Genomic DNA, 16848 nt, shown 5'->3' with positions numbered 1-16848 from the left:
TTGAAAGTTTCACAAATTAAACTATCTTATGATCAGAGGAAAAATCATTTAGATGGAATTACGACAACTATTGAAAAAGGGAAAATCACGACGATTATTGGCCCAAATGGTTGTGGGAAATCCACATTACTAAGTGTCATTTCCCGTAATAATATGCCACAACAAGGCTCAGTAACGTTAGAACAGAAAGATATAATGGCATACAAGGCAAAGGAATTTGCGAAAAAACTTGCAATTGTTTATCAACAAAACATAGTGCCACAAGATATTACGATTGAAAAACTAGTTGCTTATGGACGGGTACCTCATCAACAATTGATGAAAAAAAATGTTGAAGAAGATGAGGAGGCAGTAAACTGGGCACTGGCAGCAACGAATTTAACACAGAAACGTACATGTAACTTGGATGCATTATCAGGTGGTGAACGACAGCGTGTTTGGATTGCCATGGCACTTGCTCAAAAATCATCCATTCTTTGTTTAGATGAGCCAACAACATATTTAGATATTTTTTATCAAATCGAATTAATGGAGTTAGTGAAGAAATTAAACAAAGAAAATTCTTTAACAATTGTGATGGTGTTGCATGATATTAATCAAGCAATAAAATATAGTGATCATATAATTTTGATGAAGGAAGGTAAAATTTTATGTGAGGGATCACCTAAAGAAACAGTAACAGCGGAACGTATGAAGGAAGTGTATGGTGTTGAAGTGATTATTCAAACGCATGAAATTGTTGGTACGTATATGATGCCAGTAAAGATTTAGGTGGATTTTTTAGACATATCATATTATTAATTTCGTAGATTTATTAAGTTAAATTGTGATTAATTCTTTTATTTACCTATAGCCTTATTTTTTAGGTATATTAACAAAAATAATATCTCGTAACATATCTTCGCTTTCTTGACAATAATAGTATGTGAGTTATAATGAGTGAGAATGAGAATCATAATCAATTAAAAGTGATTGTTTACTTTAAAACATCAGTGGAATCAATAGATGTTTTCATGAACTTTAATTGACAATGAGAATTATTCAAGTTAAGGGATAGTACTAGAAAATCTTTTAATATAAAGGAGGTAGAAACGCACAGGATAGGTCAAAATATTTTTAAAAATTCAGGAGGTCAGTGTATTGAAGAAATTTTTGCAATATGTAGCTATGGTAGCGCTGATGTTAGGTGCAATATTACCGGGCTTTGGAATGGAAGTAAAGGCGGAAGAGAATACCGTACCTAGTTGCGCAGTTAACTATTCAGCAAATATCAAAATTCTCAACGAACAACAAACAGCAGATTCAATGATGAATAGCTATGTTCAAAAGGAAGCTACTGTTAAACACAATAATGGTCTATATACAATAGACATTACTGTGCCACAAGCATATACAACATGGTATCAGGATTTTAAAGTTGAATCAGGTGGGGAATTAAAAGCAGCTATTGAAAAAACTACAGACACTAATGGTAACGATATTTACACATTCGTATTTGATCAATATGAGCAAGCAATAAAAGCATGGGTTGATGTTTACATTCCGATGATAAATTATGACCATGACTATATTGTGTATTTAAAAGTTGCCGATGTTTCGGAGACTAACCGTGTGTGTGAAGAAGCACCGGAACAACCAGGACAACCAGAACAACCAGAACAACCAGGAGATAACCCAGGAGAAGTTATCACAAAGAACGTTCCTTTCACATTTTTAACAAATAATAAAACATATGATACGTATTTTAAAAGCTATATTAACTATGCTGATTTAGCTACTGATGGTTTAGAAAAATACGCATATATTAAACTAACAGGTCACACATATGCATTTACGACGCTCAAAGTAGGCAGTGAAAACGGAGAAGACGTACAAATCGTAAGCTCTGAAGGAGAAGGAAATTCATTAGTACGTGTCATAAAAGTAAAATTAGATGCTGATTTAAAAGCTACAGTCATTATGTCTGGTGACAGATATCCAGCAACGCCGTTTACATTTGATTTTAAACCGGCAAAAGAAACAAGTGTTTATTTACCTGAGCATTTCAACTCGAACAATCAAGTGATTGAGTTTGGACTGACGCCTGTCAGCTCTGGTGCACCAGCTCATACAATAATCGCATCCCTTTTAGGACAAGCATATGCAACAAGAACAGCAGACAATAAAATAGCTGTAACAATGAATTTAGCTGTAAATGATACGACGAAGGGCTTTTCTGTAAAACAAGGAAATAATACAGTTGCAGAATGGACAGCAGGTAGCACGAAAAGTGTAATTAAATTTACAGTGGCTTCATTAGAAAATTTAACGTTCACGTTAACAACTGAGCGAAATGGTACCGCTTCGGCTATGAGTACGACAGTTGAAAAAGTACTATTAACAGGTGAAATTGCTAAACAAGAGGATAATAGTTCAGAAGGAAATACCAACGGCAGTGAATCAGGTTCTGGGGAGAACAATAATAATTCAAATACCGGTGGCAATAACAATTCTAACACTGAAAACAATGAACAATCAACTAATGGGCTGTATACAGTAAACTTTACGTTTTTAAATGAATCAGGTACTGGTAGTTCTATTATGAACACATATGTAGATAATCAAGCATATGTAGTGAAAAATGGTTCTTCTTATCAAGTTCAATTAACATTAAAAAATAGTTCATGGATTACTGGATTTACAGTGAATGGTGCAACACCTAGTACGATTAGCGATTCAAATGATGTACGAGTAGTGCAGTTTACAGTATCAAGTCTAACTGCGATTCAAAATGCGTGGGTAAAAGTAGATATTGCAGATCTTAACTATCATCATGACTATAATGTTCTTTTGAAATTTGATGAATCGTCACTTTCTAAGATCAATGATAGTACGACATTCCCAAATACAGGCGGTTCAACGAATAGTGGTTCGTCAAATGGTAATTCCACAAATGGAAGTACTACTAATAACGGAACTAACACAAACACAGGTACTACAGTGAACTTTAGTCAAGAGGGAATAGTTAAATTTGAATTTGCTAACAATGCAAAAGAGATAGCTGTATTCCTACAAAAAGCAAAAACAGTATTTGAAAATAACAAATATAAAGTTACGCTTTCAATAAATATTGAAAATAACTTACAAAATTTTATTGTTAAACAGAATGGTAAAGAAATTGCGAAATGGTCAAATAAAGTAGCTTCATTAGTACCGGTTGCAATTGCAAAAACAACAACACTTTCATTTGAAGCAGATACACTGGATAATCTTGTTTTTGAAGCTGTAACGACGGATAAGACAATTTCTTCAAATGTAACAGCAACGACGACAAATACAATTGAAAAGAATACACGTCAGTCAATTACGTATAAAATGGAGGCTGATCCAAACGGCAATATGGCTGACTTTATTACAAACTACTTAGCACCATACTTCACAAAAGCTGAATTAGTAACGATTGACGGTAAACGTTACATTGAAATGACACTAATCGGTAAAGCTTATGGTTTTGAAACACTTGCTTATATTGATGGAAATGGTAAGCAACAAAATATTGAAGTAGTTAGTTCTACTGGTGAGAAAATGGATCAAGTACGTGTTGTCCGTTTACCATTAGTTCAAGATAGCAATGGCGTTACGAAAATATTTATCGATTCAGGTAGTTTAGGTTATGGTGCGTACACATTATTCTTTACGTTTAATGTGCCAGCTTTAGAGGAAGAAACAAATAACTCTAATAACCCTAATAACTCTAACAACCCTAATAATACGATCAAAAATCCTTTTACAGATATCGATAATGTATTCAGTAAGGATGAAATTTTGGCTTTATATGCTGCTGGGATTACAACAGGTACAACAGCAACAACATTTAGTCCAAATAAAAATATTACACGTGCACAATTTGCAGTGATGATAGCTCGAGCTTTAAATATTCAATCAGCAAAAGCAACTGCGTTTAAGGATGTTAAAGGTCAGTGGTATGAAAATGAAGTACAAGCACTTGTAGAGGCCGGTATTGTAACAGGTGTAAATGCCACAACATTTAATCCAACAGCAAATATTACACGTCAGCAAGCAGCTGCAATGATATTACGTATGCTTGAATATAAAGGCTATAAAGTAACAGTTGATGAAAATGCTTTATCGTACAAAGATGCTGATAAAGTATTTGACTACTCAAAGCAAGCAGTATCAGAATTGCAAGCACTAGATATTATGACGGGGTCTAATGGTTATTTAAACCCACAGAGTAATTTAACACGTGCTCAAATGGCGAAGATTTTAAAACGTTCATTAGAATTAGTTAATTTAATTGATTAAAAATTAAAGTAAGCTATTACTATCCCATAAACTTTTTTTCAAAAGTTGGATGAGGCGACTACGCTTTTTGCTCCGATGATATATTCATCCCGCACTATTGCCGTGGATTCCTCATCCAATAAAAAAATGCAATTCAATTTTAACTTGAATTGCATTTTTTAAACGATTAAAAGCCTAGATTTTTGTGAGTTTGAATGCAACCAAGAAAGTACATTTAAATTTAATTGAGTACTTTTCAGAATAGGTTATAGAAAAATAAGGAATTAAATAATTTTTTGATTTCAACTGAGAAGGGGAAGCGTTCTAAATTTAAAATTTGGCTAATAAGATAGCTTGCAAAAGTAGAAAAACGCCAAATTTAATGGGCCGTTAAAACTGTTGTTTATGAAGAAGGACCCACAATTATCTATTGTGGGTGGTTTTATAAGAGAATTTTAAAAGCGTTCTTAAACGAATTGAGTTAGAATGCTAGCCTGTAAACTCGATGAAAAACGTCTGAGAACGTATAGTTATTATTCTTGTATTTATACTGATATGGGCAATGGTAATCTTAAAGATTAAAGTTGTAATTGGTGCATCTTCAGCCTTTTAAGAAAACCTTGTACTGAAATTACTTTACTAAAGTAGCGGCGATTTCAGAAATAACAACTCGATTACCTATTATTGGGGATGCTTCGCTGCTTTCTTTGTTACCAATCTCTTCACGTCGGTGTAAATTTTTAAAGTCATCAGATTCGCGCCAAGCTTTGAATTGCTCGACTGTATCCCAGAACATCATAACGTTCATTTCATCGTGATCTTCTGGTTCAGAGCAAACGTTCACTTCAACTTTATTAAAGCCTTCCCAGTTCAATAAAGTTTTATCAGATATAAATAATGGTGCCATTTTATTCGCAAAACCTTTTTTTACTAAAAAGCGGTTAGTAACTGTAATCATGTTTATGACCCCTTTATAACATTTTTTAATTGATATTGATTTTCATTATCAATTAAAACATACATTAATTGGCTATGCAATAAAAAAATTAAAAAAACAACATTAAAAACGTTTATTGACAATTATTATTATTTAAAATAGAATCATAAACAACCGTATGAGAATGATTATCAATTTCATTTCAAATAAAAAGAAAAGGTTGGTAGTTAACATGAAGAAGTTTAAATTTCTATTAGTAGGTGCGTTAGCATTATCATTAGCAGCATGTGGAGAAGAAAGTAAACAAGCGGATGGGAATGCTTCAACAGATAAAGTAGAAATGGAACAACAAGTTGAAACAGGAGGGTCGGTAACATTAGTAGATGACCTTGGAAATAAGCTTGAGTTTGAAGCAACGCCGAGTTCAGTTGCAACATTAAATCCAGGAATGATGGATATTTTGCTTGCGTTAGGTGCAAATGTTACTGGTCGACCTACGATTACATCCGATATGAAGGAGGATGTAAAAGCTATTCAAGAGATAGGTAACCCGCATGAACCATCATTTGAGCAGATTGCTGCATTGAATGCGGAAATACTTATTGTCCCACCAAGCTTCCAGCAATTCGCTACAACGGTGGAAGCTACAGGTACGAAAATTGTCTACTTGAACATGAATTCTGTAGATGATATAAAAAAAACGATTTCAAAGTATGGCGTGTTATTTAATAACACGGCAAAAGCAGATGAGTTAGTAGCACAAATAGATGAGAAAATTGCGAAAGACAGTTCAGAATCAACTTTAGATGCTTTAATCGTTTACGGAGCACCAGGTACATATTTAGCTGCGCTTGATAATTCGTTATACGGAGATATTTTAAATAAGGCAGGTGGAAAAAATATCGCAGCTGATTTACCAGCGACAGATAAGTTTCCAACTTATGCAAATTTAAGTGTTGAGAAAATTGTTGAGCGCAACCCAAAAGTAATTATGCTGATTACGCACGCGAATCCAGCGACAGTAAAAGAAGGATTTGAAAAACAATTGAAAGAAAATGCGGCGTGGAAAAATTTAGATGCAGTAAAAAATAATCAGATTATCATTTTACCAGCAGAATTGTTTGACAATCCTGGCACACAGGTTGTAGAAGCCATTGACTATATGCGAGGAGTTTTAAAGACAGCAGAAGAAGCAGTGAAATAATTGTTTATAGCGGGGAAATGACGAATGATAGTAGAAGAGGAAAAATATGCACACCCTCTTGCTAAAAAACGAAGATTGGCTCTCATTATGTTACCGATCCTGTTGATTATAGTGAGTGTTGGTAGCCTTATGATCGGGCAAGTTTCGTTTTCGGTAAGTGAAGTGTTTAATGGAATTTTTAGTTCAGAAGATACGATGGCACGACGAATCGTGTGGGAAATCCGTATGCCCCGTATACTAACGGGTATAATTATAGGCGTTTGTTTGGCTATTGCAGGCTCGATTTTACAAGGTGTCATGCAAAATCCATTAGCTGACCCAGGGGTAATTGGAATTACTTCCGGCGCTGGAATTATGGCGGTGGCAGTAATGGTTGTTTTTCCTGGCTATATCATATATTTACCTATTGCAGCTTTTTTAGGTGCCTTTGTCGCCGCAATGATAGTGTATTCTTTATCGGTGAAAAAGGGTGGTACATCCCCAATGCGAATTATTTTAGTAGGGGTAGCCATTAATGCACTTTGTGGTGCAGGAACAAATGCACTTATGATTTTGTATAGCGATCGTGTACAATCTGTCTTGCCATGGTTGTCTGGTGGTTTGACTGGTGTTGGTTGGGTGCAGTTTAAAATGATTATTTACTATGTTCTTGTAGCAATTGTATTATCCTTTTATGCAATTAAACATATTCGTATTATGTGTCTTGGAGATGAAATGGCAAGCCTTTTAGGGCACAATGTTGAACGAAGTCGATTCTTTTTAATTGCATTAAGTACGCTATTAGCAGGAATAGCAGTAAGTGTTGCCGGATTAATTGGGTTTGTCGGTTTGGTTGTACCGCATATTTTACGACTAATTATCGGTGGAGATCATAAATATTTACTACCTACTTCAGCTTTAGCTGGTGGCTTACTTGTTGTTTTCGCTGATACAATTGCGAGAACAGTATTTGATCCTATTGAGTTTCCTGTTGGCATTTTACTAGCATTTATTGGTGGGCCGTATTTCCTTTATTTAATTCATAGAAAGGGGAATTCCATTGCTACGAACTGAGCACATTCAATATCAACATGAGTTCACCAAGTTCAAGTTAGATGATATTACCTTGAAGATCAATGAAGGAGAAGTTGTTAGTTTAATAGGTCCAAATGGCTCGGGGAAATCAACATTATTACGTGTGATTTCACGTCTTTTAAAACCAAATAGTGGTACAGTATTTTTAGATGAACGAAACATTCATGAAATGAAGTCGAAAGAAGTGGCTAAAACACTAACGATGCTCCCGCAAATGAATAGTCATCAATTAGATTTAACAGTGCGCGAGTTAGTAGAGTTTGGGCGTCATCCGCATAGCGGAGGGAAGACGGTCCTGTCAAAAGAGGATAAAGAAATTGTCGATTGGGCGATTGATGTAACTGGATTGAAAGACTTGCAAAATCGTGTACTGCCTTCGATGTCTGGAGGTGAACGGCAACGTGCTTGGATTGCAATGACTGTAGCGCAGCATCCTAAAGTGTTACTGCTAGATGAACCAACAACATATCTAGATATTGCACATCAATTAGAAGTGATGGAGCTTGTAAAAGAGTTAAATCATAAATACAATATGACCGTTATTATGGTGTTACATGATATTAACCAAGCTGCACAAAATAGTGAACGGCTGATTGTACTAAAGAAAGGAAAAATACATTACGACGATTCACCACATTGTGTATTATGTAAAGAAATGTTTCAAACAATTTTTGAAATTGATGCTGAAATTTATATGCAAGATGGAAATCCAATCTTTACCCCGGTAAAATTGTGCTCAAATTCTTGCAAATGATGGAAGCTCATGTTTCGGGTAGAAATATGCAGCAACTACAACATCCATAAAAATTAACTTATTATAATGAAGAAAAGGAGATTTAAAATATGATTGGTATAATTTATTACGCTTATGGCGCACCGAAATCTTTAGACGATGTAACACCTTATTTTACACATATAATGAAAGGTAAAACACCACCACCTCATGTGATTGAAAACGTTACGGCACAATTTAAAAAATTAGGTGGTGTTGATCCATTAGCAGTAAATACGGGGCGTATTGCTAAAGGGCTGGAACATTCTTTACAGAATCGCTTAACACAGCCTGTAAAAGTATATAATGCATACAAACATACAGAACCTTATATTCCAGATGTTGTTGACACAATGCTTAAAGAGGGTATCACAACTTTTATTACGCTACCTGTAAATCCGATTATGTCTACAGGTGCTGCAGCGTTTCATGATGAAGTTAGTACGTTATTAGCTTCTCATGACGTTAAGGTCATTCATGCGAAAAATTGGCATTTAAACGATGAATTACTTGCTGTATATAAAGATCGTGTTCAACGTGCATATGAATGGATTCCTGTTGAAAAACGAGCACAGACGCATGTTTTATATACCGTCCATAGTCAGCCAATTGATCCGGAAAAAAACGAGAACTATGTACGCCAATTTTCCGAATTAGCCGAAGCCATTTCAAAAGCAGTTCAAATTGATAACTGGCATATTACATATCGAAGCGGTCATGGGAAAGGTGACTGGCTAGGTCCAAATGTAAAAGATAAAATTAATACATTGCAAGGCGAGGGTGCTCAAGGTATCGTCACTTGTGAGCTCCTTTCCCTTTCAGCGGATATTGAGTCCTATTTTGAAGTAGGATATGAGTGTCATAGATTGTGTGAGGAACTTCAAGTCGACTTTGCCCAATCGGAGTTTCCAGGTGATAGCTATGATACCATTCAAGCTTTAGCTGCAATTGTTGAATCATTTATTCCAGCTCATAACTGAGCTAGTCGGTACCTTTACGTGTAGTCATGCTTAAAACTTATATTGCCATCTGATGTCGAGATTTCATTGATGTCAGATGGCTATTTGTTTTTAATTAGAAAAGCAAACGAGTGCAAAACAACAAAGACAGGTTTGATCGCTACAAAATGATTAAAAATGAAATCGAACATACGGCAGGTTCATTTTAAAATCTTTTTTCTAAAAAGTAATAGGGCTTACGATAGTGGCTAAAATGGTTTAACAGATATAAACTTATATTAAGAAGTATATTAAATATAATCTTCAGTTTAATATAGGCTGCAGTAGGTAGCATAATAATTCCTGGAGATTCTATGAATAGTCTCTATAAATCAAGCTATACTTCTTTGGAACTACTAACTATGTTGTTTATTATGCTTAACTAGCTAGTCGTTTTCATTTATTAACAGTTTGTTCTTCCTAAAGAATATAATGAAAAGTTACACTATAAAGAATTCACTTTTCTGGATTTACTTTTTACTTGAAGGATGGTACACTTAATTGTGTTCAATAACAATATATTGTGTTCGTTTTATGTAGGTACTACTATATGTAGTTTAATAGGGAAGTTCGGTATATCCGACGCTGTCCCCGCAACTGTTAAGCTGACGATGATTTAATCCACTGTGCGTTGGTATGGGAAGGATATCAGAGAATGAAGCAAAGCCAGGAGACCTGCCTATCATAAAACAAATCAACCTTTCTTCGGGGAATAAGAAATGGGGACGTGACTATTCTTTGGCTTTTTTACGTTTCTAACTTAGGCTGTCTCTCCCGAGAGATAGCCTTTTTATATTATGAAAAGAGGGAATTTAAAATGAAACTTTATACTAAAACTATATGCCCAAAATGTCTTTGGGTCAAATCGGAATTACAACGTGCAGGACTTGAGGCAGAAATTGTGAATATTGATCATGACGAACAAGCAAAACAAAAAATTATGGACGCAGGCTTTTTAAGTGTGCCTGTTCTTGAAGTAAATGACACATTTATAGGAGATGTCAAAGAAATCGTTTCTCAAATTGAGATGATTGCAATATGATCGTTTATGCCAGTCGTACAGGTAATGTGCGAAGTATTGTTACTAAATTAGATGGTGAGTCAATTGAAATATATGAAGGATTATTGTTGACTGAGCCCTATCTTTTAATAACATACACAGACGGCTTAGGTGATATTCCTGCAAAAGTAGCCCGCTTTTTAGAGCAAAACAAGGAATTTTGCAAGGGAGTAGCTGTTAGTGGTAATAGTAATTTTGGACACCATGTGTTTGGCGGAGCTGGTGAGAAAATTGCAGAAGCCTATAAGGTCCCGTTAGTATGTAAATTAGATTTACGGGGATATCAGGCTGATTATGAAGTAATACAAATGTTTTATGAAACGAGGGTGAAGGGATGAAAACATATTTAAAGCTTAATAATGAGGTGCTTAATCGCTATAGCACGACAGGTCAATTAGAGCTTGAAAAGGACCGTGAAGCAACACGCCGTTATTTTTTAGAATATGTAAATGTGCGTCTACGTTATTTTATTGATATTGAAGAAAAAATTCGCTATTTAGTCGATGAGGGTTACTATGAGAAACAATTTATTGACATGTATGATATAGATTTTATTAAACATCTATACAAAAAAGCATACGATTACAATTTCCGTTTCCCTTCATTTATGAGTGCGAGTAAATTTTATGATAGCTACGCAATGAAAAGTCGTGACGGAGAAGAAATTTTAGAAAAATATGAAGATCGTATTGTTATCATCGCTTTATATTTAGCACAAGGGAACACTGTGTTAGCAGAACGTTCTGTTGAGGCAATGATGGAAGCGTACCAACCAGCAACGCCAACTGCATTAAACAGTGGGAAAAAAGCACGTGGCGAATTAGTAAGCTGCTTTAAACTATCAATGGACGATTCAATGAATAGTATTGCTGAAAATATTGGTTATTGTTTGGAGCTATCTCGCCTTGGAGGTGGAGTGGGGGTAAACTTAACTGATTTACGTCCATTAGGTGATCCAATTAAAGAAATTTTAAATCGTGCAAGTGGTGTTATCCCAGTTGCTAAACTTTTAGAAAATTCGTTTAGCTATTCGAATCAGCTTGGACAACGAAACGGCTCTGGCGTTGTCTATCTAAATATTTTCCACGCAGATATAGAAAATTTTATTTCATCGAAAAAGCCAAATGCGGATGATAAAATTCGTCTTGCAACGCTATCAACAGGTATTATTATTCCAAGTATTTTCTTTGAACTGATGAAACGTGATAAAGATATTGTGTTGTTTAGCCCATATGATATTTATAAAGAATATGGTAAACGGATGTCTGAAATCTCTATTACTGAGATGTATTACGAGTTACTAGATAACCCGAATATCCGTAAAATTAAACGCTTGAATGCTCGTAGACTTTATACAGAAGTGAAAAAAGCACAATTTGAATCAGGCTATCCTTTCGAAATTTTTGATGATAATGTCAACGATGTACATCCACTTAAAAATATAGGCCGTGTAAAAATGTCAAACCTATGTACAGAAATTCTACAAGTACAAGAAACAAGTATAATTTCTGACCAAAATGAACCAAATGAATACGGGCTGGATGTATCGTGTAACCTAGGTTCAATTGATATTCATGCCGCAAGTAAAGTAAATGATTTTGGAACATTAGTTGATACAGCAATGCATTTATTAACGAATGTGTCGCAAATGACGAACATCACGAATGTACCGCCTGTAGCTAAAGCAAATAAACTAATGCATTCGGTAGGGCTTGGTTGTATGAATTTACATGGCCATCTTGTTACAGAAGGAATCATGTATGGTTCAAAGGATTCGATTGATTTTATGGATAGCTTTATGGAAGCGATGAACTATTATTCACTTAAATCATCTATGGAGATTGCTAAGGAAAGAAGCGAAACGTTCTACCGTTTTGAAGATAGTGATTATGCTTCAGGCGTTTATTTTGATCAATATGTAAATAAAATCGAAGTAGAGCTCTCACCCGTTGTATTAAAAGCACTAGGAAATATTCCAATTGTGACATCAAAAATGTGGGAAACATTAAAACAGGATGTTATGCAATATGGTTTATTCCATTCTTATCGTTTAGCTATTGCACCAACTGGTAGTATTTCATACATTCGTAGCTGTACAGCTTCGATTGCACCAAGTACTGAGCGCGTAGAGGTACGTGATTATGCGGATAGTCGAACAATTTACCCAATGCCACATTTAACAAATGATAACAGTCATTTATATGTTGAAGCATATGATGTGAATCCATATGATTTAATCGATTTGTATGCAGCATCTCAAAAACATGTAGACCAAGGTATTTCGATGACGCTGTATGTAACTGATAACTGGACAACGGAACAGTTGGCTAAAATTTATATTTATGCTTGGGTAAAGGGAATTAAATCTGTTTATTATGTCCGTCAACGTTTGCAAAGCTTAGAGGAGTGTGTCGCATGTCAAATATAATTTACGAAGCGGTCAATTGGAATAAGTCAACGAGTGAACTAGCACAAGTATTTTGGGACCAACAATGGAAACAAATTTGGTTTCCAGAAGAAATTGCAGTAAGTAAGGATATCCAACAGTGGAAAAATTTCGAGCACCAAGATACGTATAAGAAAGTATTTGCAGGCTTAACATTACTTGATACAGTTCAAACAAATATTGGGATGAACCGTGTTGCTGCATTTACAACAGATCTTCAAGAAAAGGCTGTTCTTACTGTATTTGATGCATTTGAAGCGATCCATGCAAAATCTTACTCATATATATTCACAACGCTTTGTACAAATGAAGAAATTGACGCGCTATTTGAATGGGTAAAGAAAAATGAATATCTACAATATAAGGCTAATAAAATTGCAGATATTTATAATAGTATTGAAGAAGGGGATTCAGAAAGTTTGTGGAAAGCGATGTTCTCGTCCGTTATGCTAGAATCATTCCTTTTCTACTCTGGCTTCTTCTACCCATTGTACTTAGGCGGGCAAGGCTTTCTTCGCAATAGTGCAGAAATTATTTCCCTTATTTTACGCGATGAATCCATCCACGGTGTGGCAGTAGGCTTCTTTGCTCAAAATTTATATAAGCAATTTTCTAAGGAAAAGCAAGAAGAGCTAACATTATGGGGTTATGAATTATTGCTGGATTTATATCAAAATGAAATGAATTATACAGAGGATATTTATGCTGAAACAGGTTTATCGCCTGAAGTAAAAGCTTACGTTCGCTATAATGCTAATAAAGCGTTAATGAATGTTGGATTTGACCCAATGTTCCCGGAAGAAGAAGTTAATCCTATCGTTATGAATGGTATTCGCAATGAAGGTTCAACATATGACTTCTTTTCACAAAAGGGTTCTACTTACGCAAAAGCAAAAGTAGCGCCAATTACAGATGACACATTTAAATTTAATCGTTAAGGATGAAAATAATGAACTTAGACGTAAAAATCAAAAGAATTCATGCTGATGCATTGCTACCTTTGCAAGCAAATCCAGGTGATGCGGGAATGGATCTTTATTCAATTGAAGCAGTCGAAATTCCTTCGGGAGAAGCAAGATTAATAAAAACAGGCTTACAAATTGAATTACCAAAAGGGACAGAAGCGCAAGTTCGTCCAAGAAGTGGACTAGCATTAAAACATAGTGTAACTGTTCTCAATAGTCCAGGTACAATTGATGAAGGATACAGAGGCGAAATTGGCGTTATTTTAATTAATCATGGTAAAGAAACATTTATCGTTGAGAAATCAATGCGCATTGCCCAAATGGTAATCCAAATTGTCCCTTCTATTCAACTGCTAGAAGTAAATGAATTATCTCAAACTGTTCGTGGAGCTTCTGGATTTGGAGCAAGCGGAACAAAATAAGTTCGTAAGGATTAAGTTCGGTACAGTACCGAACTTAATTTTTTTTTGGGAGTGCCAGTCACCCACACAATTTACACACAATTTCACAGTTACTTATTTCATTCGAAAAAATAGCATGTTTGACTTGCCATATAAATTTGAAATAAAATAGGCTCATATTATATTGGAGGTTTTTGTTTGATAAACTTATGTTTCTTACTGGGGTGTAAACTTTCTTAATAATTATTATTAAGAAGGTATGTTGGGTAATTTCTAAATTTTTTAAAACGAAAATTTTTTAAAAATAGGAGAGTATATGAATATTAAAATTAGGCAAGAGCACCCTTCAGATTGCAAAAAAATTGAAGATGTTGTCAAAATGGCATTTTTAAATGTAGAACAAAGTGACAAACAAGAGCATTTTCTTGTGAATAAAATTAGGGAATCCGTTGCTTTTGTTTCTGACTTATCATTAGTAGCGATAAATCAGGAAACGGATGAAATTGTTGGTCATATTCTTTTATCTAAAATAACAATTGTCTCTTCTAATTTAACTGTAGATTCTTTAGCACTTGCTCCTGTTGCAGTCGCACCTGAATACCACAAGAAAGGTGTAGGTAGTCAACTCATTAATGCAGCTTTAAAACGTGCAAAAGAGCTTGGTTTTCAGTCAGTAATCGTTTTAGGACACAAAGATTATTATCCGAAATTCGGATTTAAAAAGGCAAGTTTATGGAATATAAAAGCACCTTTTGAAGTGCCAGATGAAGTATTTATGGCAATTGAACTGACGAAAGATTCTTTGACTAATGTTCAAGGAACAGTAAATTATTCAAAAGCCTTTATGAGTGAGAGTTAATTATTGATATAAATCATTTACAAAGACCCTGTATTTTTATAGGGTTTTTTGTATGTAGATTAAACTCCATTTTGGATGCAAAATGCACTTTAAATAACAGTAAAACGATTGTTTTATTTGCTAGCAACTGGACGTTTTGCACCTTCTTTAAATAACAAAAAGCGGTTGCAATATATAAAGTCTTTAATATAAATATTAATAGAACTTATGGTAATATAAGGTATGACGATAGTAGTGAAAGATTTTCATAATATCACAATAAGAAAGGAGCATTATAGACATGAATATTAGAAAAAGTGCACTATTATTAATATCACCTTTATTTTTTTTAGCTGCTTGTAGTGAAGATGAAGACGATAATAATCAAGAGAAAATGTATATTTCTTCAATTCAGAAAAAGGAAACATACGAAATTCAACAGCCTGCTAAATTGAATGTTGCCAGAGGATTAATTGTTAGTAATATGAATAATACTTTAAATATTAATGAAATTGAGAAGGGGTTAATGAATTTATCAGTAAATTATTTTTCGCCAAGTAGTTTTTATATGCAGGAAGGCCAATATTTAGATAAAAATATGATTAGGCAATGGTTAGCTAGGAAAACTGAAGAAGGCTTAGGTTTAAATCCACCAATAGAAAATAGTACTGGTAATGTTTTAGAGGATGAAAAAGCGAATCCGCTAATTTTATCACATGTGTTAGAACAAAATTACATTAACAAAAAAAGTGGGAAAATAGAAGGGATAGCATTAGCCATATCGTTAAATGAATATTATGACATACGAGTATCTGATGATAAAGGCTTGATTTATACAGACCAAGTGAAAGTTGATAATAATAACGATGATGTAAATGATGTAGGTAATTATGGTAAAAAAATAGCTGAAACAATAGTAAAAGATATCAGAAAAAATGAAGCAATGCCTAATGTTCCAATCTATTTAACGTTGTATCAAGAATCCAATAAAAATGATATACTTCCAGGCATTTTTTTAGCTGAAACCTTTATTGCAGAGAGCAAGGATAAAATAGATAAATGGACTGACATAGATAAGAAAGATTACACATTCCCTTCCGATGCCTTATATAGTTTGGATCAAGATACATATAATAAATTATTAAGTTTTAAAGAAGAAATACAAAAGAATTTCAAACATTTAAATCCTAAAGCATTTGGAAAGCTTCGATATGAAGATGGAAAATTAGCGGATATAAAAATAGAGGTACATGCACCTTTAATAAATGATACAGAATTAATTGGTCTTTTGCAGTTTATTAGTACAAAATTAAATTCTATTTTATTTGACTATGTTCCTGTTACGATTCGTATTGTCGATCAAAAACAAGATGTTGGAATTGTTTTATGGGACCCAGAAGAAAAACAAATTTTCGCAACCCCAATATAGTGCCAGTCACCCAAACAATTCTGATAATTCAATAAGCTAAGTTTTGTTCACTTTTCGGCTCCATAAAAAAAGAGTATTATTAAATAGGAAGAAACTCTATATAAAAGGATGACGTTCGGACATGAATGAGCAATTAGTGGATTGGATTGTTCGCTTTCAAAGGGATAAAGATATCGAAGCACTAGCGAATTTAAAAGACTATTGTTATGAGATGATTGAGCCTTTAATTGTGGAATTTACAGCGAAGTATGGTGAAGATGCAGGAGCGTTATTACGTTTAAAATGGGATAAACGGTTTTATTTTATTTTTACGAAATATCAGGTGAATGTAGGGCTTTCTTTAGAGACATTTGTGCAAAATACGTATCGTTTTTATTTCATGCAAGTATTAAAAAAGGCGGGCTATTTGTGACAGAAAAAATCCCTTGATTTGTGTAAAA

Annotated in this window: 15 protein-coding genes and 1 riboswitch; of the genes, 14 read left to right on the top strand and 1 reads right to left on the bottom strand. The window is 34.2% G+C overall.

Translation table 11 applies throughout. From position 1 onward, the window contains the following. Positions 1-771, top strand: a complete 771-nt coding sequence (locus tag NSQ74_RS18870) for an ABC transporter ATP-binding protein (protein ID WP_340825371.1) — start codon at positions 1-3, stop codon at positions 769-771. Positions 772-1140: 369 nt separating this feature from the next. Then, on the top strand, positions 1141-4305 hold the full coding sequence (locus NSQ74_RS18865; RefSeq protein ID WP_340825369.1) for an NEAT domain-containing protein: 3165 nt from the start codon (positions 1141-1143) through the stop codon (positions 4303-4305). A gap of 610 nt (positions 4306-4915) precedes the next feature. Here NSQ74_RS18865 and NSQ74_RS18860 read toward each other — a convergent pair. Beyond that, positions 4916-5242, bottom strand: a complete 327-nt coding sequence (locus NSQ74_RS18860; RefSeq protein ID WP_340825368.1) for an antibiotic biosynthesis monooxygenase — start codon at positions 5240-5242, stop codon at positions 4916-4918. Between the two features lie 211 nt (positions 5243-5453). On the opposite strand from NSQ74_RS18860, the gene NSQ74_RS18855 reads away from it, so the two are divergent. The 12 genes from NSQ74_RS18855 (at position 5454) to NSQ74_RS18800 (ending at position 16820) form a co-directional block, all read left to right on the top strand. Beyond that, positions 5454-6425 (top strand): ABC transporter substrate-binding protein, encoded by a 972-nt coding sequence (locus tag NSQ74_RS18855; RefSeq protein WP_340825366.1) that lies wholly within the window; start codon positions 5454-5456, stop codon positions 6423-6425. Positions 6426-6449: 24 nt separating this feature from the next. Then, positions 6450-7478 carry a FecCD family ABC transporter permease gene (locus NSQ74_RS18850; RefSeq protein WP_340825365.1) on the top strand — a complete coding sequence of 343 codons (1029 nt, stop codon included), beginning with the start codon at positions 6450-6452 and terminating at the stop codon, positions 7476-7478. Beyond that, entirely contained in the window at positions 7465-8253 is a 789-nt protein-coding gene (locus tag NSQ74_RS18845; RefSeq protein ID WP_445669068.1) for an ABC transporter ATP-binding protein, read from the top strand. The genes NSQ74_RS18850 and NSQ74_RS18845 overlap by 14 nt, the downstream gene beginning before the upstream one ends. 89 nt (positions 8254-8342) lie before the next feature. Further along, on the top strand, positions 8343-9251 hold the full coding sequence (locus NSQ74_RS18840) for a ferrochelatase (protein ID WP_340825364.1): 909 nt from the start codon (positions 8343-8345) through the stop codon (positions 9249-9251). A 539-nt stretch (positions 9252-9790) separates the two neighbouring features. Continuing rightward, positions 9791-9967: riboswitch (cobalamin riboswitch) on the top strand. Positions 9968-10086: 119 nt separating this feature from the next. Beyond that, positions 10087-10311 carry a glutaredoxin family protein gene (locus tag NSQ74_RS18835; protein WP_173478376.1) on the top strand — a complete coding sequence of 75 codons (225 nt, stop codon included), beginning with the start codon at positions 10087-10089 and terminating at the stop codon, positions 10309-10311. Next, a complete protein-coding gene (gene nrdI / locus NSQ74_RS18830) occupies positions 10308-10667 on the top strand; it encodes a class Ib ribonucleoside-diphosphate reductase assembly flavoprotein NrdI (protein WP_340825362.1) in 360 nt (119 codons plus the stop codon). Before NSQ74_RS18835 ends, nrdI begins: the two co-directional genes overlap by 4 nt. Then, entirely contained in the window at positions 10664-12757 is a 2094-nt protein-coding gene (nrdE, locus tag NSQ74_RS18825) for a class 1b ribonucleoside-diphosphate reductase subunit alpha (RefSeq protein ID WP_340825361.1), read from the top strand. The genes nrdI and nrdE overlap by 4 nt, the downstream gene beginning before the upstream one ends. Next, a complete protein-coding gene (nrdF, locus tag NSQ74_RS18820) occupies positions 12745-13713 on the top strand; it encodes a class 1b ribonucleoside-diphosphate reductase subunit beta (RefSeq protein WP_340825359.1) in 969 nt (322 codons plus the stop codon). The genes nrdE and nrdF overlap by 13 nt, the downstream gene beginning before the upstream one ends. Positions 13714-13724: 11 nt before the next feature. Beyond that, on the top strand, positions 13725-14162 hold the full coding sequence (gene dut, locus NSQ74_RS18815) for a dUTP diphosphatase (RefSeq protein WP_340825357.1): 438 nt from the start codon (positions 13725-13727) through the stop codon (positions 14160-14162). A 295-nt stretch (positions 14163-14457) separates the two neighbouring features. Beyond that, positions 14458-15000: a GNAT family N-acetyltransferase gene (locus NSQ74_RS18810; RefSeq protein ID WP_340825356.1), complete on the top strand. Its 543-nt coding sequence runs from the start codon at positions 14458-14460 to the stop codon at positions 14998-15000. 280 nt (positions 15001-15280) lie between these two features. Continuing rightward, complete coding sequence (locus NSQ74_RS18805; protein ID WP_340825355.1) at positions 15281-16408, top strand: CamS family sex pheromone protein; 1128 nt, start codon at positions 15281-15283, stop codon at positions 16406-16408. Positions 16409-16529: 121 nt separating this feature from the next. Beyond that, entirely contained in the window at positions 16530-16820 is a 291-nt protein-coding gene (locus tag NSQ74_RS18800) for a hypothetical protein (RefSeq protein ID WP_340825353.1), read from the top strand. Positions 16821-16848 lie beyond the last annotated feature (28 nt).

Origin of the sequence: Lysinibacillus sp. FSL W8-0992, assembly GCF_038008685.1 — a bacterium.
Taxonomy (GTDB): Bacteria; Bacillota; Bacilli; order Bacillales_A; family Planococcaceae; genus Lysinibacillus.
The sequence above is the reverse complement of the archived record's forward strand: the minus strand, read 5'-3'. Positions and strand labels throughout refer to the sequence as shown.

Coding starts and splice junctions, on each gene's coding strand:
- nrdF (WP_340825359.1), top strand. CDS start 12,745: ATGTCAAATATAATTTACGAAGCGGTCAATTGGAATAAGTCAACGAGT.
- NSQ74_RS18835 (WP_173478376.1), top strand. CDS start 10,087: ATGAAACTTTATACTAAAACTATATGCCCAAAATGTCTTTGGGTCAAA.
- NSQ74_RS18805 (WP_340825355.1), top strand. CDS start 15,281: ATGAATATTAGAAAAAGTGCACTATTATTAATATCACCTTTATTTTTT.
- dut (WP_340825357.1), top strand. CDS start 13,725: ATGAACTTAGACGTAAAAATCAAAAGAATTCATGCTGATGCATTGCTA.
- NSQ74_RS18855 (WP_340825366.1), top strand. CDS start 5,454: ATGAAGAAGTTTAAATTTCTATTAGTAGGTGCGTTAGCATTATCATTA.
- NSQ74_RS18800 (WP_340825353.1), top strand. CDS start 16,530: ATGAATGAGCAATTAGTGGATTGGATTGTTCGCTTTCAAAGGGATAAA.
- NSQ74_RS18840 (WP_340825364.1), top strand. CDS start 8,343: ATGATTGGTATAATTTATTACGCTTATGGCGCACCGAAATCTTTAGAC.
- NSQ74_RS18860 (WP_340825368.1), bottom strand. CDS start 5,242: ATGATTACAGTTACTAACCGCTTTTTAGTAAAAAAAGGTTTTGCGAAT.
- nrdE (WP_340825361.1), top strand. CDS start 10,664: ATGAAAACATATTTAAAGCTTAATAATGAGGTGCTTAATCGCTATAGC.
- NSQ74_RS18810 (WP_340825356.1), top strand. CDS start 14,458: ATGAATATTAAAATTAGGCAAGAGCACCCTTCAGATTGCAAAAAAATT.
- NSQ74_RS18850 (WP_340825365.1), top strand. CDS start 6,450: ATGATAGTAGAAGAGGAAAAATATGCACACCCTCTTGCTAAAAAACGA.
- nrdI (WP_340825362.1), top strand. CDS start 10,308: ATGATCGTTTATGCCAGTCGTACAGGTAATGTGCGAAGTATTGTTACT.